Origin of the sequence: Polaribacter uvawellassae, assembly GCF_039748955.1 — a bacterium.
Taxonomy (GTDB): Bacteria; Bacteroidota; Bacteroidia; order Flavobacteriales; family Flavobacteriaceae; genus Polaribacter; species Polaribacter uvawellassae.
Genome location: NZ_JBDIZN010000003.1, coordinates 540633 through 560531 on the forward strand (window position 1 = coordinate 540633; position 19899 = coordinate 560531).

Consider the following 19899-nt stretch of genomic DNA (forward strand, 5'->3'; position numbering starts at 1 on the left):
GGTATTAATACCGATTTTACTTTTAGATTTTTATAGATAATCTAAATTAAGACCATGGCAAAAAGAAATATATTCTTACTAATTTTAATCAGCATTTTGTTGATTATTAGTATGTATTTATATTTCAGAGTTTCAAAAGAAGCAACAATCAACATTGTTTCTGCTACAACTTCTTATAAAATAAATTCAGAGGATTTAGTTTCTGATTTTATTACTGAAGAAACGCTCACTAATAAAAAATTTGCTGGTAAAATAATTGAAATAAAAGGAAAAGTTAAAGAAATTTCTTTTCTTAACAATACAAACACAGTTATTTTATTTGGCAATGAAAACTCAGGTATTATTTGTGATTTCAATAAAAACCAAACTGAAGAAATAAAAGCACTAACCAAAAATCAAACAGTTATAATTAAAGGAATCTGCAAAGGTTTTTTAAAAGATGTTATTCTTTTAAACTGTTTATTAATTACCAAACAAAAGGATGAATAAATTAATTCCATTCATATTTTTTCTCACTTTTTTAGCTGATTTTAATGCTAATCAGAATCAATTTATTGCCAGGCAAGGGCAAATTTCTTTCTTTTCTTATACGTCTGTTGAGAATATTGAAGCCAAAAATAATCAGGTTTTAAGCATACTTGATATAGAGAAAAAAGAAATTGCAATAAGTATGTTAATGCGTGCATTTATCTTTAAAAAAGATTTAATGTATGAGCACTTTAACGAAAGTTATATAGAATCTGACTTACATCCAAAAGCCGTTTTTGAAGGCAAAATAATTGACTTTAATCCTTTAGAAAAAACACAAACTAGAATTGTTCGTGGTAAACTTACAATACACGGAATTACAAAAGAAATAGACATTAAATCAACAATAGAGAACTTAGATAAAAACTATATAATATTTGGAAGTTTTAACGTTTTAGTAAAAGATTTTGACATTAAAATTCCGCCTATTTTATCTAGTAATATTGCCAAAAACATCTCTGTCAAATTTAGATTTCAATACCAACCTTATGAAGAATAAAACAATATTTCAATTAATAACTTTAATTTTTTTGGTATGTTCATCTTCCATAAACGGACAAGATTTATTAGACAAATTAAATAAAGAATTTCCAGACAAACCAATTTTTGAGATTGCAACTTTTAAAACGACAAGAATTGCATTAGGTCATTCTATAGAAACACGTAAAAAAGGTGCTTTAGAAATTTCTTTCTATAACAGATATTGGAACATTCCTAACTTTCAAGGGCAACGTTTTTTAGCAGATAAAATAAGCACCCGTTTTGGTTTAGAATATGCTTTTTCAGATAATTTTACAGTAGGTTTTGGATATACAAATTTTGATAAAATCTCTGACAGCTATATAAAACACCGATTAATCAGGCAACAAAAAGGAGCTAAAAAAACACCTATTAGCATTACTATTTTTCAAGGAATGTCTCATAGAACAAGTACAAACAATGCTTTATACGGAGGGAATTCTTCTGATAAATATGCCTTTACAAGTCAGCTTTTAATAGCCAGAAAATTTAATTCTAACTTTTCTTTACAAATTGCTCCAACATTTATTCATAGAGCAGCAAACAATTTAAACAACAACCCTAACAATCAATTTTCAATTGGTTTTAGCGGAAGGTATAAAATTGGTGGTCATGCTTCTTTTGTTTCTGAATATTATCATGTTACAAATCCATTAAAATCTATAAATACATTCAATACTTTTACTGTTGGCGTAAATTGGGAATTGAGTTATTTACAATTACAGTTTCATGTTACAAATGCAAGAAATTTTGCTGAAGACACATTTATTACACAAACCACAAATAATTTTAATTTTAACGACCCAAATTTTCATTTTGGGTTTAATGCTACATTTGTATTACACACACGTAAAAATAAATTAAAGTAATCGCTTTATAATTTTGATTACAAGCTTTCTTGTTAAATGGCACACAAACAAAAGGGACAACTTACTAGTTTTGGAGAATTCCATAAACACTTACGGAAAATAGGAAAACGCTTTTTCTGGAAAAGTGAGCGTACTGCCCAAAAAAAAGAAATTGAAAAAGAAATTAGTAACAACTAATTTTTTTCTAATTCTAAATAAAAACAATTAACTTGTTCAAAATATCTATTTGATATTAAATTAATAACATCTCATTTTATGAAAAATTATTTAAATTTTTTAGCAGCAGTAATTATCGTATTTACAAGTTGCGATACAAGCACAACAGAAACTGTTGAAGTAAGTAAAACAACGCTTGGAAAACATATTGAACGTTTGGCTTCCGATGATTTTTTAGGAAGAAAACCTTTTACAAAAGGAGAAGAAATTACTGTAAATTATTTAAAAGATGAGTTTAAAAAACTAGGACTTTTACCAGGAAATGGCGATAGTTTTTATCAAGATGTTCCGTTGGTAGAAATTACGGGAACGCCATCAGAAAATATGGTAATTGCTGGCAAAAAAGGAAAATTCAATTTAAAAGTGTTGAAAGATTTTGTAGCAACAACTAATAGAGTTGAAGGAAATGTAAGTCTTAAAAATTCTGAACTTGTTTTTGCAGGATACGGAATTGTTGCTCCAGAATATGGTTGGAATGATTACGAAGGCATCGATTGGAAAGGAAAAACTGCTGTGGTTTTAGTAAATGATCCAGGTTTTAAATCTGGAGATTCAACCTTATTTAAAGGAAACGAAATGACCTATTATGGTCGTTGGACGTACAAATACGAAGAAGCAGCAAGACAAGGCGCAGCTGGAGTAATTATTATTCATGATACAGAACCTGCATCTTATGGTTGGAATGTTGTAGAAGCTGGTTGGAGCGGCTCAAGATTAACCATAGAAAGTGATGCTCCGCAGTTGAATGTAGAATCTTGGATTAGTGGAGAAAGCGCAGCAAAAATGTTTGCTATATCGACCATGAAAGGGAAAGATTACAAAACAATGGCGAGAGAAAAAGGTTTTAAACCCGTTCCGTTAGCAGTAAATGTTTCGGTTGATATTAAAAACAACATTAAAAAAGACATTTCTAAAAATGTGGTTGCCATGATTCCGGGAACCGACAGAAAAGATGAATATATTATTTACTCTGCGCATTGGGATCATTTTGGAATTGGAAAACCGATTGACGGAGATTCTATTTACAACGGTGCTGTTGATAACGCGTCTGGAACGGCAGGTTTATTAGCCATTGCAGAAGCCTTTAAAAAAGGAAAAGCACCAAAACGTTCTATTGTGTTTTTAGCGGTTACAGCAGAAGAACAAGGTTTGTTGGGTTCTGCGTATTATGCGGCGTATCCAATTTTTGATCCGAAGAAAACGGTGGCAAATATTAATATTGATGCGCTAGACAGTCCAGGAAAAATGAAAGATTTAACGATTACTGGTTTTGGACAATCTGAAATGGACGAATATGCTGAAGAAGCTGCGTTGCAACAAAACAGATATATCATTCCAGATCCTGTTGCAGAGAAAGGCTATTTCTTTAGATCAGATCATTTTAATTTTGCGAAAATCGGAATTCCTGCTTTGTACGCAAGTGGTTCTTATGAAGGATTTGATAAAAGTATTGAAGAAATAAAAGCCTACAACGATTCTTATGGCAAAAATAAATACCACCAACCTTCTGATGAATACAATGCAACCACAGAATTAAGCGGCGTACAATTAGATTTACAGCTCTTTTTTAATGTAGGAAGCAAATTAGCAAACGAAGATTATTTTCCGAAATGGTACGATGGCAGCGAGTTTAAAGCAGCTAGAGAATAATAACTAAATTGGTTTACAATTTTTAGTATCTTTATTAAAAATTGTAAACCAAAGGTATAACTTGTTGTTTCTCATTAATTAAACGGGGGTAATATTACAAAACATACACATAGAACGAGTTGGCAACAATATAAACAAACGACCAAATTAGAAATAAAATATGAATAAAGAGAGAGCTATAACTTATAGCCTATTAGCACACATAAGGAATAAAGGAACATTAATAAAAGGTCCGTTAGATATATTTAAACCTCTTGTCCAACGTGTAATCTCATTGTTAAATAATAAAGGTATCTATAGTGGAAAAAGCACAATGGAAATCAAAAAGGAATTTGACCAAAACTATAATATCAACATCCCAATTCCTGTCTTAAATAATATATTAAAACAAATTGCTAGTGATGTAAACACTACGGACAAAATATCTTTTGAACTCTATAAAGATAATTCGTTTAGCATAACAAAATACACCTTTTTAGACTATGAGGAAACAATCGCTGAAAAAGAAACAGCGATAAATGATATTGAAGAACTCTTCCAAAAATTCTGTGAGACATCTGATTTTGAAATAGAAGATAGCAGCTCAATTTTTAAATTCATAGAAAAAAATAAATTTTCTTTGTCAAAATACTTTTCGATTGAAACAGATTTAAATGGAGAAGATTACACAGCTGAGGCACAGTTTATAAACTTTTTTAGAAAAATACCTACCGTTTATAATCAAATAAAAGAGATTTATATTGGGTCAATAATATCAGGATTTATCCAATATAATCCAAGTGAAACTAAAATTGAGGTTGAACTTTTATTTGATACCAATTTCATAGTTGGATTATTAAACTTAAATACACCAGAATCAACACATACCTGCAAAACATTGATTGAAATTTCTAAGAATCAAAATTTCAAAATTAGAGTTTTAAAAGATACTATCGAGGAAACAAAACATCTTCTTAACCAAAAAGCTAAATATTTTGATTCTTCCTTTTTACAAAGGAAAGTATATCCAGAAGATATTTACAATGCTTGTGACAGACGTGGTTTAAAAAAAATGATTTGGAACGTATTTCAGACAACTTGGAAATTGAAATATCAAAATTTGGAATTTCCATAATCAATGATGAAAAGATTAAAAAAGAAGCTAAATACTCAAAGGAGTATCAAAAGTTAAAAGAATATAGACACAGTTCAGTATCTGCACTTCACGATGCAACAGCAGTAACATATGTTAAAAAGGTTAGGAAGAAAAAAATTAAACAATTCGATAAAGTAAATTGTTGGTTTGTTAATAATGTTACTTCAAGAGAAAGTTCGAACTTAGAAAATCAATACGAGTTTCAACCTGAAATAATAAAAGCGGATGATTTACTAAATATCTTGTGGCTAAGTAATCCACAAACAAAATTAAAAATGGATTCGGATGACCTTGCTGACATAGGATTAACATCTTCCATTGCCATAACATTAAATAAAGATTTACCTAAATCTAAAATTCTAAGAGAATTAGATGATAACATTCATAAATACGCAAGTGAAAGTTTAAGTGATTCAGATATAGTCAGAATTTCAACTAGAATTACTAACAAACAACTTAAAGATATTAAGGAACTAAATCAGTTAGCGTCAACTAAAAAAGAAGAATTTGTAAAACGACTTGAAGAAGAAGCTAATAAACAAAAAAAGATTGAAGAACATCGTAGTAAACGACTTGAAAATGTGCTTAAAGAATTCTCAAAAAAATCAGAGGAATTCCAAAAAAGTAGAAAAAAAATAGAAGTAACTGATGAATTAAAACAACAAAAAATTGAGAAACTTGAATCAACCAATCTTGAATTGCAAGAAAGATTAATTGATTCTAGAATGAAAAATTGGCAAAGAAAAAGTTTACTAATCTTGTTCGGAATTTATGTATTAATAAGTATCATTTTTTTAGTGATAATGTATTTCAACTCTTGGAATTTGGAAGCAGCGACTAAATATATAACCGATTTCAAATCAAATTTTATCATTTCATTCATAATATGGTCTTTAGCTGCAATTTTAAATGTTTTTGGTTTTAAACTAGTTTATGACAGATATTTTAATAATTCTAATATTAACAATAAAAGAAAAACAATTAAACTAAAATAAATACTGTTGCCAACAAAGAACAAAGCTAAAAAAACAACTCTTTTCTTCTTAAGCCGTATATAATTAAATATTTAAAAAATCATGCTAACATCCATCAATCCAAAATTACCGATGCGTAACAAAAAAGTGACGAGAGATTTTTACATCCAACAATTGGGTTTTAAAGAATTTGGCACAACAGATTATGACTATTATTTAATGCTAGAAAAAGACCACATTCAATTACACTTTTTTGAATTTAAGGAATTGAATCCAAAAGAAAATTATGGTCAAGTGTATATTAGAACAGACAATATTAAGGATTTTTATCAAACTTTATTAGATCATAAAACGAGGATTCACCCAAACGGTTTGCTAGAAACAAAACCTTGGGGACAAAAAGAATTTTCAATCCTAGATCCAGATAAAAATCTGTTAACATTTGGAGAAGCTATTTAAAAATAAAGCCTAACATCAAAGGTCTCAAATAAATTCCTTTTTACGCGCATAAAACATCTTGCATCACTTTTAAAGCACTAAGATTTAACGTAAATTGCCTTCCTAAATTAAGACAGGATTATGGAAGACACTACAAGGATCAATTATTTAAAAGATGTTTTAAAAAATATGCCAACAGATTGGCTAAACCTAACAACACATCAACTAGATATTTATGATGAAAAACTGGCAAAAACACAGTTTTTAGATCAGTTTGAAACTTTGTTTAATAACAATAATGCTACGTCTTCTGCATTGCGTAAATTACCAACTGCCTACGATTATATTCGATTAGGACATCCATTATCTTGTGTGTTAGAATGGACAATTGCTAATTTGCATCAGTTAACAGCAGAAAGTGTGATTAGTTTTTCTTCACAAACGGTTCCTGTTTTGGCAATTCTAAGAAAAAACTTATTAGAAAATAAAAAAACACAGATTGTTTATACAGACAAACTACCAGCAACTTTTAATGCTGATATTATAAAAAGTGTGTACGGTTATCAATTTGAATTGAAGAAAGTTGAAAATGAAGCTGACATTACTGCTTTTGATGGAAGCGTTATTTTTATTTCTGAACAAAATCAAATTTCTACAACAATACTTTCTAAAAACGTTGATTTTTATATCAATTTATACAACGGATTGGGAAGTGTTTTATTGGTAAATGGTGAAGAAAACAAGAATTACATTTCAGAAATTCAACATGTACGAAGAAGAGAAACCATTGCGATGACGCCAGCAAATTCTTTGATCGCTTTAAAATCGTTGACAGAAAATACTGCAATTGCTATTCAAAACAGCGATGTTACAACAAACAAAAAACGTGTTACAGATTTAATTAAAAGCATCACAGGTTCTAACACAAAAGCATTGGTTGGCTCAAGCGGATTGTCTGTTCAATATGCAATTATGATGGGATTAATTGATGATGCCATAGAAAATCACAAAGGAAAAGCGATTAAATTTATTGTTCCGCCAAATTGTTACGGTGGCACAAACGATCAAGCAAGACGCGTTGCTGCTTGTTTAGAAAATGTAGAAGTGGTGGATTTACCCGTTGATGGCGATAACGACATGGTACAAAGTATTGATGCGGTTTTAACTAAAATCGCTAGTGAAGATGCTGTTCCTTATATTATTGCAGAAATCCCGACAAATCCAAGAGTTGAAGTTCCGGATTTAATCCAATTAAAAAATGTTTTAAGTCAAGAACGCAAAACGCCAAATGGAAACATTGCGGTTGATCCCGTTTTTATTTTAGACCAAACTTTTTGTCCGAATGTACATTTCTTAGGAGAAGGAGAAATCCTATCAACAGTAAGAACTATTTCATATGCAAGCGGATCTAAATTTCCGAGTGGCGGAAAATGTACTGCTGGTTATGTCATCGGAAATACAAAAACGAATGCGTTGCTAGATAAAATCGAAATCCATTTAACGTTGTGTGATAATGAAGCTACCAATCTTCAATATGAAATTTTAGCAGCACAAATGCCATCAATGAAACAACGAATTAGCGATGCGTATAAAAATACACGAGAATTTGTAAACTTTATCAAAGAAACTTTACCAACTGCAAAAATTAATTTTGTTTCAGAAGAATTGGCAGCACAAGAATTTACGCCATCAGTTTTTTCATTAGATCTTCCAACAAAAGGGAAATCTGCCGAAGAAAAAGAAGCATATAAACGTGCATTGAATCTTCAATTAATCAATTTAATGATTGCTGAAATTCCGAATGAAAGCAAGTATTGTGTAAGTTATGGTCAGTTAAAAGGTTGTTATTGGACGATTCCTGCAACCTCCACACAAGGAACTACAAAAGAAGGCGATAAAGATTATATTATCCGTACAGCACTTTCTCCGAATATGGATTTAGAATTGCATAAAAAAGTTTTTTTAGATTTTGTAAAAACTATTTAAAATATAGATTTCTTAAGAGAAAAAAACATCCTTTTTCTAGAAAAGAATTTTAACACTTCACCTTTTTAAAAAACAGTTAAAACCAAACGGTTATTCAAGCTTTTATCCTTAAATTTGTGAACTTTTATTTTATACTTTTCAAAGATGAAAAAATTCTTAAATATACTTTACTCAACTCGTTTAATGGCTGTTTTATTTTTCCTATTTGCAGCTGCAATGGGAGTAGCCACTTTTATAGAAAATGATTACGGAACGCAAACATCAAAAGCTTTAGTTTATAATACTTGGTGGTTTGAAGCAATCATGATCTTCTTTGTAATTAACTTTTTCGGTAATATTTTTAGATATCGTTTACATAAAAAAGAAAAATGGCCTGTATTATTATTTCACGTATCTTTTTTATTCATATTAATTGGCGCAGGAATTACGCGTTATATTGGTTATGAAGGTTTAATGATTATTAAAGAAGGAGAAGTTACCAATAAATTTATTTCAGAAACAACCTATTTAAATGTTGTTATTGATGATAGCTCTCAACAAAAACCAACCATTCACGAACCTATTTTATTATCAGCTTGGGGAAGTAATAACTGGGGTTTTTCTACAAAATTTATAGATCAAAAAGTAGATTTTAAATTGGTAGAATACATTCCGTGGGCAGAAAAAAAATTTATTGAAGATGAAAATGGAGATGAATATTTATTCTTTGTAGAATCTAGCGAAGGTACAAGACACGAGCATTATATTAAAAAAGGTACTTCACAAAATATTCATAATGTTTTAGTTGGGTTTGATTCTGGAGAAAATTCAACAATCAATTTTACAACCGTAGATGGAGAATTAAAAATGTTGTCTAAAGAAGAAGGAACTTGGCTTAGAATGGCAGATCAAGCAAAAGGAAACATTACCAAAGATTCTTTAGCTACATTCAAATATTTATCACTTCACAATATTTCTGGTTTACAATTTGTTATACCAAAACCTGCCGAAAAAGGTATTTTAAAAATGATGAGTGGTCCAAAAAATGATCAAAAATATGACATCATCGTTGTAGATATTACTACAAATAATAAAACAGAAAGAGTTCAATTATTAGGTGGAAAATTTAATACACAAAACTCAGAAGAAGTTACTGTAGATAACTTGAATTTTAGAATGTTATATGGTTCTAAAACGCTGGAAACACCTTTTCATGTGAAATTAAGAGATTTTCAATTAGAAAAATATCCTGGATCAGAAAGTGCAGCTTCGTATGCGAGTGAAGTAACTGTAATTACAAAAGAAGAAACGTATGATTACAGAATTTATATGAATCATATTTTAGATTATAAAGGCTACAAATTATTTCAATCTAGCTACGATAATTCTAAAGAAGTAGAAGAAACCCATTTATCTGTAAATCATGATTTTTGGGGAACACTTTTTACCTACATCGGCTATTCGATGTTGTATTTTGGTATGATTAGTATTCTGTTTGCAAAAAAGACACGTTTTGATTACTTAAAAAATACATTGAAAAAAATTAGAAAGAAAAAAGCAGCTTTATCACTTATTGGATTGTTGTTTGTTTCTGTATCTGTTTCTGCACAACATCAAGAACATGCAATTTCAGAACAACAAATAGATTCTATTTTAGCAGCAAATATTGTAGATGCTAAACATGCCGATTTATTTAACACGTTGGTAATACAAGATGCTGGTGGACGAATGAAACCAGCGCATACTTTTGCCTCAGAATTGGTAAGAAAAGTAACACATCAAGAGACTTTTAAAGGAATGACACCGAGTCAAGTTTTTCTTTCTATAAAAGAAAATCCAAGATTTTGGGAAGTTGTTCCGATGGTGTATTTAGAAAAGGGAAATACTGAAGTTAGAGAAATTTTAGGCATATCAAAAGATGCAACACATGCAAGTTTAAAAGACTTTTTAACTACAAAAGGTGTTTATAAAATAAGAACAAGAATTGATGACGCTCAAAAGAAAAATGTAAAAAACAAGTTTGAAAAAGACTTAATAAACATTGATAAAAGAGTTGGATTAGTTTATGGGGCTTTATATGGTAATATCTTTAAAATATTTCCAATTCCGAATGATCCAAATAACACATGGGTTTCTCAACCAGAAACATTACATGCTGGTTTTAAAGGAACCGATTCTGTTTTTGTTCGTCAGGTTTTACCTGTTTATATTCAAATGCTACAAAAAGCAAAAGAATCTAAAGATTATACGCAGGCTGATAAAATATTATCCGGAATTAAAAATTTTCAAAAGAAATTTGGCGCAAATGTAATTCCTTCAGATGATAGAATTGATTTAGAAATAGCGTACAATAAATTTAGTATTTTTAGCCGATTAGCTAACTATTTTGGTATTGCTGGCGCATTATTAATTATTGTAGTTATCGCTCAAATATTTTCTGACAAAAAGGTATTTAGTTATCTAATAAAAGGACTAATTGCAATCATTATTGGGTTGTTTGTTTTCCACACTTTAGGATTAGGTGCGCGTTGGTATATTAGCGGAAATGCTCCTTGGAGTAATGCATACGAATCCATTATTTATGTTGCTTGGGCAACCATGTTGTTTGGTTTATCCTTCGGAAGAAGATCTGCTTTAACAATTGCAGCAACTACATTTTTAACTGCAGTTATTTTAGCATTTGCACATCAAAACTGGTTAGATCCAGAGATTGCAAACTTACAACCTGTTTTAAACTCATATTGGTTATTAATTCACGTTTCAATTATTGTTGCTAGTTACGGACCATTTTCTTTAAGTATGATTTTAGGAATCTTTGTATTGTTCTTAATGATCTTTACAAATGAAAAAAACAAAAAGAAATTAGATTTAGCAATCAAAGAATTGACCGTAATTAACGAAATGTCTATTACAGTTGGTTTAATAATGTTAACCATTGGAAACTTTTTAGGCGGAATGTGGGCTAACGAAAGTTGGGGACGTTATTGGGGTTGGGATCCAAAAGAGACTTGGGCGTTAATTAGTATTATGTTATATGCTTTTGTATTACACATGCGTTTAATTCCTGGTTTAAGAAGTAGATTTACTTTTAACTTGTGGTCTATTATTACGTATGCTTCTATTATGATGACGTATTTTGGAGTGAATTTCTACTTATCTGGATTGCATTCGTATGCAAGTGGAGACAAAGTAATTACACCAACTTCTGTTTATTACTCTATTGCATTTGTAGCAATAATAGGAACTTTTGCTTGGTTTAAGTATAGAAAATATTATAAAAAATAAGCTCTTAATTTTAAATTTCATTATTGAAATTTGATTAGAGGTGATAGATAAAAATAAAATGAAAGCTGTATTTTTGCTTTCTTAAAATTAAAATAACAATTTATGTTTCATAAAAATTTTAAATTAATTATTGCCGCATTAATTACTGCTTGGTCTGTGTACGAATTTTCGCAAGGGCATATAATGAACGGAATCTCGATTTTATTATTAGCAGGAATTTTTATCCTGTTATATTTTAAAAATGAATTTATTTTATTGGCATTCTTACAATTGCGTAAACAAAATTTTCCCGGAGCTCAAAAATGGCTGAATTATATTAAAAATCCAAGTGCAGCGTTAACCAGAAAACAAGAAGGTTATTATAATTTTTTACACGGAATTATGTTATCGCAAACAAATATTACACAAGCAGAAAAATATTTGAAAAAAGCTGTAAAATTAGGTTTATCGATGGGACATGATTTAGCAATGGCAAAATTACAATTGGCAGGAATTGCAATGACAAAAAGAAGAAAACGTGAAGCAACCATGTTAATGAACGAAGCTAAGAAATTAGACAAACAAGGAATGTTAAACGATCAAATAAAAATGATGAAACAACAGATGAAAAAAATCTAGTTTCTTCTAAATTATACACCAAAAAAGCTTCTGAAAATTCAGAAGCTTTTTTATTATCAATACTTTTGTAAGTACAACAAATTTATATCGACAGATTGGCTAATGTTCTACAAACTAAAAAGTTTCACTCTCGTTATATTTCTTATTGTGCTAAGCGCATGTACTAAGAACTCATTAGAAGAAATAAAAGTTGTTACAGAAGAAAGTCCTTGGATAAATGTAGAAAAACCCTATCCAACAGGAGAAATTGGTTTATTCCCTTTGCATAAAAATCCTATTTACAAAGCTGTAAATGAATTTTCTAATCTAAAAGATGATGATAAAGTAGCCATTGTTAGTTATCAAAATAAAATCAAAGTGTATCCTTATGTATACACAAACAAATATGAAATTGTAAATGATTCTATTGGCGATTATTTTTATGCAGTTTCATATTGTCCACAAACAAAAAGCGCCATTAATTTTAATAGAATTGTACAAAATGATACTTTAGACTTAGTTGCTTCTGGATATTTATACAAAGATAATATGGTTCCTTCTGATAAAGATTACAAGTTTTTTTGGTCGCAAATGCAAATGCAAGGAATAACAAAAGATGCAGATTTTTTAAAACTAAAAACATTAAACTTAATACAAACCAATTGGAAAACTGTGGTAGATTTTTTCCCAAATGCACAAGTATATTATTACAAAGGAGAAATAGCTACACCAAAAAACAATAATAATTCAATAAAATTAAAAACATCAGCAGAAATATCTAATGCAGATCCTGTATTTTCTATTATAGAAAATTTTGACGAAAGTGCAAAAGAAAAAATTGTTCACTCGTATGCAATTAAAGATTTTAGTAACGATATTACATTGCAAGAATTGATTTTAAATAGTGAGAAAACACTTTTAATTGGCAGCAAAAAACATTATTTTTTTACAACATTTATTGTTCCGAACGAATTGACTTTCAAATTAGAAAACAACAATTTTCCACCAACTTTAATTGACAATGAAGGCACAAAATGGAATGCATTTGGTTATGCTTTTGAAGGTCCAAAAAAAGGGCAACAATTGGCATCAGCAAAATCGTATGTTGCTTCTTGGTGGGCTTGGAAAGTTTTCTTTACTACTATTGAAATAAAATAAGTTTACTCAATTCTCTTTAAACTTAAATCTGGTTGAAATTCTAATAAGAACAACCCTCTATTTTGTGAAATACCAAATAGCCTTTTCTTAAAATCAAACTTGCTTTCTACACGGTAAGAAACTCCGTCTTTAAACGTGTCATACAAGTCTTTTCCAGAAGCTAATCGCATAATTACATCATAGGTAACATCAAAACCACGAGTGGCGTAATCTGAAGGCAAAGCTTTATTTCTTTGTAAATATTGCTTATTAAAAATCCTAGCTGCTAAAGAACTTTCATCAACATACGTATCTGTTACGTACACAAATTCTAATTGTGCAAGCTTGTTATAACCAACATAATCGTACTTATTAAAACCAAATAATTTAACTTTATAATTAGTTTTTTCTTGCGGCTCTTCGCCTTCTTCTGGCTCTGGCGGATCAGGAAAACTAATTAAACTATTAATTGCATTTGAAGCAATAACATTATTATTTGTTGCAATAATTACCCAATTATCAACTTTTGTTGAATCTGGTTTCATCATTTTTAAAAAACGCTCTTGTGCTATATATCCATAATGTGGAATAATTTGATGCACTTCATTAATAGAATCGTGCTGCTTTAAAATATTTGCAATTTGGTTTATCTCTGTAATTGATGTTGTTGTAGAATCACCAACAATAATAATATTTTCGTTTTTATATTCCTTAGAAACATACGACAACAATTTCTCTTTATATAAGTGTTTGTCTGGCGATGTTTTTACAATTCTAGAAGATGTAAAAGACGTTTGTGCATTTGAAAAAACAGGAAAAACCAATGGCGCTTTTACACTATTTGCTAATTTTATCGTTTCATCAGAATAAATAGAACCAATAATTACATCTTTATCTTCTAAAGAATTATCTGTAATAATATCGTTAATTTTTGTATTTCTATCTTCTGTGTCAAAAACAGAAAAATCAATTTGAATTCCTTGATTTCTTAACGAATCTATTGCTAATTCTGCTCCAAGATAAAAATCTGTTACAATATTTGGTAACGCTCTATTTTTAAAAATATCGTGAGATGTAACGGTATCAAAAACTTTTGCTCTAAAAGGCAATAACAGTGCAACTTTTAGTGTTGCATCATCTATTATTGAATCTTTATAAATTACATCTAATTTTTCACCTTCAATACGTTCTTTAATTTTTAATACAGCACCAAGTTTTAATCCGTCAGTTAAAGCTGGATTCAATGCTATTAAATCTGATTTTAACACATTGTAATATCTTGTTAAACTGTAAAAAGTATCGCCTTTTCTTACTGTATGAATTATAAAATCTTCATTTAAATCTTCAATATCATCAAGTTTTTTTATACTATCAGTATCAATTTGAACAGTATCTTTTACAACAATATCTTTCGATTTATCTTTTTTATTTAAGAGTTTAACTGAGCTATTACTTGGAAGTAAAATTTCTGTATCTGGTTTTGGTCTTCTTCCAACATCTGGATTTAAGTTTAATAAATCTTTAGTAGTAATATCTAGTTTTTTTGCAATCGTACGCATTGTTTCACCTTTCTTTACTTTATAGGTGATGTACTTTTTTTGCTGTCCGCAAGAAACGGCAATAGTGAAAATAAAAAAGACAACTAATAATTTAAAATGCTTCATGTAATTTGTTTTTCTGCTTTAAGAAAACGTTTTTCTATAGCTAGCAACTTCTGTAGTATAACACAAAATATGCCAGCTTAGTATATTATTCCCACTCAATTGTTGCTGGTGGCTTAGAGCTTATATCATACACAACTCTATTTACTCCTTTTACTTTATTAATAATATCGTTAGATGTTTTTTGTAAAAAATCATACGGTAAATTAACCCAATCTGCTGTCATACCATCTGTACTTTCAACAGCTCTTAAAGCTACAACTTTTTCGTAAGTTCTTTCATCTCCCATAACTCCGACAGAATTTACAGGCAATAAAATTGCTCCTGCTTGCCAAACTTTATCATATAATCCGCTAGTTTTTAACCCATTGATAAAAACTGCATCAACTTCTTGTAAAATTCTAACTTTTTCTTTTGTGATGTCTCCTAAAATTCTGATTCCCAAACCAGGACCAGGAAAAGGATGTCTTCCTAATAATTCTTTATCAATTCCCATTGATGCGCCAACTCTACGAACCTCATCTTTAAAAATCATACGCAAAGGCTCTACAATTTTCAACTTCATAAAATCTGGTAAACCACCAACATTATGGTGACTTTTTATCGTTGCAGACGGACCACCATTTACAGAAACCGATTCTATAACATCAGGATAAATAGTTCCTTGTGCCAGCCATTTTGCATCTTCTATTTGATTTGCTTCTGCATCAAAAACTTCGATAAATGCATTTCCAATTGCTTTTCTTTTTGCTTCTGGCTCAGAAATTCCTTTTAAAGCATCCATAAAACGATCTGAAGCATCAACACCTTTTACATTTAAGCCCATTCCTTCGTATTGTTTCAATACATCAGTGAATTCGTTTTTACGAAGCAAGCCATTATTTACAAAAATACAATGTAAATTTTCTCCAATTGCTTTGTGTAATAAAACAGCTGCAACGGTAGAATCTACTCCGCCAGAAAGCCCTAAAACAACTTTTTCAGTTCCAACTTTTGCTCTAATTTTTTCAACAGTACTTTCTACAAAAGAATCTGGTGTCCACGTTTGTGCAACTCCAGCAATTTTTACTAAAAAGTTTTCTAACAATTGTTTTCCGTCTGTAGAATGATACACTTCTGGATGAAACTGAATTGCAAATGTTTGTTCGCCTTCAATTTTATACGCTGCATTTTCAACATCATTTGTACTTGCTAAACGCAAACCATTTGTTGGTAATTCTTTAATTGTATCAGAATGACTCATCCAAACTTGGCTTCCTTTAGAAATGTTTTCAAAGAAAATTTCGTCATCTTTTACATATGATAAATTTGCTCTTCCGTATTCTCTTGTGTTTGATTGACCAACCAATCCGCCAGAAAAATGTGCTAAATATTGTGCGCCATAGCAAACAGCCAACAGTGGTTTTTTTCCTCTAATTTCAGATAAATCTGGGTGTGGTGGATCTTCAGAACGAACTGAAGATGGGCTTCCAGAAAGGATTACTGCTTTAAAATTTGTTAAGTCTTTTGGTGGATTGTTGTACGGATGAATCTCACAGTAAATGTTTAATTCTCTAACTCTACGCGCAATTAGTTGCGTGTATTGCGAACCGAAATCTAATATAAGTACGTTGTGTTGTTGCATGCGCAAAAATACTACAAGAATTTAGATTTTTTTACAAGAATTTTCATTTTTTTTATTCATATAAAAATGAAAATTAGTATTTAAAATTGATACACAATAGCATTAATATTCATTCCAGAACCTACAGAAGCAAAAATGACAACATCGCCTTTTTTAACTTCTTGATTTTCTATCTGTCCTTTTAAAACTAAATCCAATAAAGTTGGAACGGTTGCTACAGAACTATTACCATACTTATGAATGTTCATAGGCATTACTCCATCAGGAACTTGCTGCTTAAACAATCTATAAAATCGTTTGATAATTGCTTCATCCATTTTTTCATTTGCTTGATGAATGAACACTTTTTTAACATCATTTATGTGAACTCCACTTTTATCTAAAGCAGATTTCATAGCAGTTGGAACGTGGTTTAATGCAAACTCGTAAATTTTACGCCCTTCCATTTTTATGTATTTTTCATCATCAGTAGCATCTACAGCATTTGATTTTCCAAAGTATAAATAATATGCTTCTTCTTTTGAAAATGTTTGTGTTGCGTGACTTAAAATTCCGATATTATTATCCTTAGTAGTTTCAATAATGCAAGCTCCTGCCCCATCACTAAAAATCATTGAATCTCTATCGCTTTTATCAACAACTCTTGATAAAGTTTCTGCACCAATAACCAACGCTTTTTTCGCCATTCCCGCTTTTATAAACGCATGTGCTTGGATAACACCTTCAATCCAACCAGGACAACCAAATAAGATATCATAAGCAACACAATTCGGATTTTCTATTCCTAAACTATGTTTTACTCTTGTTGCTAAACTTGGTAAAATATCGCTTTGTCCTGCGGGATTTTTTACATCGCCAAAGTTATGCGCTAAAATAATATAATCTAATTCTTCTGGGTTTACACCTGAATCTTCAATTGCTTTTTGAGCAGCAAAAAAAGCCAAATCTGAAGTTGAATATTTACTTGCCGCATATCTTCTTTCTTCAATTCCAGTTATTGATTTAAATTTTTCTATAATTACATCATTACTCGTTTCAAATTTAGAGCCATCTTCATTTAAAAACTCGTGTTCTAAAAATGTGTCGTTTCCTTGAACAACGGTTGGAACGTAACAACCAGTTCCTGTAATTTTTGAATTCATCATTATTAGTACCTATTTAAAGCTTAAACAAGGTAAGACTTTTTACATAATTAATATAAAAATAGAGTGTTCTTTTATTAATTTTTATGAATTCTATAAAATTGAGTTGTGGTTTTTAATAAATATAAATTTAAAAAGAAATAATTTAAACTAATCGTACAATTTAAATTTTACTTGCATTACCATTGCAATAGAATTTGCTCTGTCTTTCATGTTTTGAGCAACTTGACCTTCAAAAGAATCGTCAATTGTAGTTGTTAAATACTCTAACCATTTCGTAAAATGTTTTTTTTCAAAACGAACTTTTTTATCAAAATCTAAATGTTTTTGTAGTACATTGTTTTTATATGTGCTTGTATAAAACAAAATATCTTGCCAAAAATCTGAAATAATATCGATGTGTTTATCTAAATGGTTTTGTTGAACTATCTCTTCAAAAAAAGGAAGCATTTCTAAATCAGAAGTCAACTTTTTATAAAATTCTGTAATAATAAAATGAATATCTTCTCTAGAAGAAATGTCTTTTTTCATTATAAATAAGTGCTATCAAATGAAAAAGGTAATAAAGACAACAGTGAATCTGTTCTAACAATTTTACCTACTTCTCCCATAAAATAAATTTCTATTGGTTCTTTTTGGTTGATTTCGTATTCCGATAATGTTTGTCTACAAGCACCACAAGGACCAACTGGTCTATCCACTTTAGAAATACTAGAACTTGCTGTAATTACCAATTGTTTTACTTTAACTCCAGGGAAATCTGAGCCAGCTTTCCAAATTGCCACTCTTTCTGCACACATTCCTGACGGATATGCAGCACTTTCTTGATTATTTCCTAAAATAATTTGATTGTTTTCTAATAACAATGCTGCGCCAACACTAAATTTAGAATACGGAGCGTATGCATTTTTTCGAGCTTCAATTGCTTTATTCATAAGCATTTGAACATTTGAAGGCAATTCTGAAACATCATCATAAACGGTTGCAGAAGCTACTACATCAATTTTTTTCATATAAAATCGTTAACTGGTATAGAAACGAAGGTACTAATAATCATCATAAATTTCGCCTAAATCAAACGATAAAGAAAAACGTAATGTGTTTTCTAAAGGATGATTTACATTTGAAGAGTTCATTAAATACGATAAATCTAATGAAAAAGATCTCGCTTTAAATCCGCCACCCATCGTAAAATATTGTCTATTTCCTTTGTCTTCACTTTCATGATAATATCCTGCTCTTAAAGCAAAAGCATTATTGTACAAATATTCTGCACCTAAAGCGTAGGTAAATTCTTTTAATTCTTCGCTAAATCCACCCGGAGCATCACCAAAAGAAGAGAACATTCCAGAAATAAATCCTTTGTCTTTATCAGAATTATCTGGTTGTGGAGTTGGCACTAATAATTTTGTAGTTTCTAAATTGATTCCGATAATATTAAAATCATCTAAGATAAAATCAAAACCACCACCTAATCTTAAATTTGTTGGAATAAAATCTTCTTTCCCTGGAACATAAGAAACTTTTGGCCCAATATTAGAAATATTAAATCCTAAACGATATCTTCCATTAAATGTTCCATAATTTTCTTCTAGAGATCTATAATAACCAGAAACATCTACAGAAAAAGAATTGATTGCTTGAATATCTGGATTTTGAACACTTAATTTATAATTAGAATGAATGTATCGCAAACCAACACCCATAGAAAAAGTTTCACTTAACTTTAAAGCGTATGTTCCAGAAACTGCTAATTCGTTAGGGTTTTCTTCTCCAATTGAATTCCCACTAGAATCTGTCAATTCTATTTTACCTAAAGAAAAGTATTTAAAATCTACAGCCCAAGCCGCATTTTCGCTAAATCTATTAACGTAAGAAACTCCTCCAATAAAAATATCATCAACCAAATTACGTAACCAAGGCGTATAATTTACACCAATACTTATTTGATTTGTATTAAATGCTATTTTAGACGGATTGTGGAATAAAGAAAATGCATCTGAAGAAGTTGCAACCCCAATATCTCCCATTCCTCCTGCTCTAGCATCTGGTGTAATTAATAAAAACGGTGCCGCTGTTGTAATAGAGTTAGATTGACTTTGTATGGTATTTAATACCATAACACATAAAATTATTGATAATAAGTAACTTTTCTTCAT

17 protein-coding genes are annotated in these 19899 nt (G+C 30.0%); 11 read left to right on the top strand and 6 right to left on the bottom strand.

Features of this window, described 5'->3' with window-relative positions; genetic code table 11:
• Positions 1 to 54: 54 nt before the first annotated feature.
• From ABDX67_RS09685 to ABDX67_RS09735, 11 genes are all read left to right on the top strand, one after another.
• A complete protein-coding gene (locus ABDX67_RS09685; protein WP_347174813.1) occupies positions 55 to 489 on the top strand; it encodes an OB-fold protein in 435 nt (144 codons plus the stop codon).
• The gene (locus ABDX67_RS09690; RefSeq protein ID WP_347174814.1) at positions 482 to 1027 is read left to right on the top strand and encodes a YceI family protein; all 546 of its coding nucleotides are present in this window, start codon (positions 482 to 484) and stop codon (positions 1025 to 1027) included. Before ABDX67_RS09685 ends, ABDX67_RS09690 begins: the two co-directional genes overlap by 8 nt.
• On the top strand, positions 1017 to 1916 hold the full coding sequence (locus tag ABDX67_RS09695; protein WP_347174815.1) for a DUF5777 family beta-barrel protein: 900 nt from the start codon (positions 1017 to 1019) through the stop codon (positions 1914 to 1916). Before ABDX67_RS09690 ends, ABDX67_RS09695 begins: the two co-directional genes overlap by 11 nt.
• Positions 1917 to 2171: 255 nt before the next feature.
• Positions 2172 to 3782, top strand: a complete 1611-nt coding sequence (locus ABDX67_RS09700) for a M28 family metallopeptidase (RefSeq protein ID WP_347174816.1) — start codon at positions 2172 to 2174, stop codon at positions 3780 to 3782.
• Positions 3783 to 3942: 160 nt separating this feature from the next.
• Positions 3943 to 4896, top strand: coding sequence for a hypothetical protein (locus tag ABDX67_RS09705; protein ID WP_347174817.1), 954 nt, complete (start codon positions 3943 to 3945; stop codon positions 4894 to 4896).
• The gene (locus tag ABDX67_RS09710; RefSeq protein ID WP_347174818.1) at positions 4839 to 5912 is read left to right on the top strand and encodes an Asp23/Gls24 family envelope stress response protein; all 1074 of its coding nucleotides are present in this window, start codon (positions 4839 to 4841) and stop codon (positions 5910 to 5912) included. The genes ABDX67_RS09705 and ABDX67_RS09710 overlap by 58 nt, the downstream gene beginning before the upstream one ends.
• Positions 5913 to 5993: 81 nt before the next feature.
• Positions 5994 to 6350: a bleomycin resistance protein gene (locus ABDX67_RS09715; protein WP_347174819.1), complete on the top strand. Its 357-nt coding sequence runs from the start codon at positions 5994 to 5996 to the stop codon at positions 6348 to 6350.
• A 120-nt stretch (positions 6351 to 6470) separates the two neighbouring features.
• Entirely contained in the window at positions 6471 to 8315 is a 1845-nt protein-coding gene (locus ABDX67_RS09720; protein ID WP_347174820.1) for a PLP-dependent aminotransferase family protein, read from the top strand.
• A 144-nt stretch (positions 8316 to 8459) separates the two neighbouring features.
• Positions 8460 to 11579 carry a cytochrome c biogenesis protein CcsA gene (locus ABDX67_RS09725; RefSeq protein WP_347174821.1) on the top strand — a complete coding sequence of 1040 codons (3120 nt, stop codon included), beginning with the start codon at positions 8460 to 8462 and terminating at the stop codon, positions 11577 to 11579.
• Between the two features lie 102 nt (positions 11580 to 11681).
• Positions 11682 to 12197 carry a DUF2892 domain-containing protein gene (locus ABDX67_RS09730; protein ID WP_347174822.1) on the top strand — a complete coding sequence of 172 codons (516 nt, stop codon included), beginning with the start codon at positions 11682 to 11684 and terminating at the stop codon, positions 12195 to 12197.
• A 147-nt stretch (positions 12198 to 12344) separates the two neighbouring features.
• A complete protein-coding gene (locus ABDX67_RS09735) occupies positions 12345 to 13334 on the top strand; it encodes a DUF3179 domain-containing (seleno)protein (protein ID WP_347174823.1) in 990 nt (329 codons plus the stop codon).
• Positions 13335 to 13336: 2 nt separating this feature from the next.
• On the opposite strand, the gene ABDX67_RS09740 is transcribed toward ABDX67_RS09735, so the two are convergent.
• From ABDX67_RS09740 to porV, 6 genes are all read right to left on the bottom strand, one after another.
• Entirely contained in the window at positions 13337 to 14977 is a 1641-nt protein-coding gene (locus tag ABDX67_RS09740) for a LysM peptidoglycan-binding domain-containing protein (RefSeq protein WP_347174824.1), read from the bottom strand.
• Between the two features lie 85 nt (positions 14978 to 15062).
• A complete protein-coding gene (guaA, locus tag ABDX67_RS09745) occupies positions 15063 to 16598 on the bottom strand; it encodes a glutamine-hydrolyzing GMP synthase (protein ID WP_347174825.1) in 1536 nt (511 codons plus the stop codon).
• A gap of 80 nt (positions 16599 to 16678) precedes the next feature.
• On the bottom strand, positions 16679 to 17743 hold the full coding sequence (locus ABDX67_RS09750) for a 3-oxoacyl-ACP synthase III family protein (RefSeq protein WP_347174826.1): 1065 nt from the start codon (positions 17741 to 17743) through the stop codon (positions 16679 to 16681).
• Between the two features lie 147 nt (positions 17744 to 17890).
• The gene (locus ABDX67_RS09755) at positions 17891 to 18271 is read right to left on the bottom strand and encodes a group III truncated hemoglobin (protein WP_347174827.1); all 381 of its coding nucleotides are present in this window, start codon (positions 18269 to 18271) and stop codon (positions 17891 to 17893) included.
• On the bottom strand, positions 18271 to 18753 hold the full coding sequence (cdd, locus tag ABDX67_RS09760; protein WP_347174828.1) for a cytidine deaminase: 483 nt from the start codon (positions 18751 to 18753) through the stop codon (positions 18271 to 18273). The genes ABDX67_RS09755 and cdd overlap by 1 nt, the downstream gene beginning before the upstream one ends.
• Before the next feature lie 33 nt (positions 18754 to 18786).
• Positions 18787 to 19899 carry a type IX secretion system outer membrane channel protein PorV gene (porV, locus tag ABDX67_RS09765; protein ID WP_347174829.1) on the bottom strand — a complete coding sequence of 371 codons (1113 nt, stop codon included), beginning with the start codon at positions 19897 to 19899 and terminating at the stop codon, positions 18787 to 18789.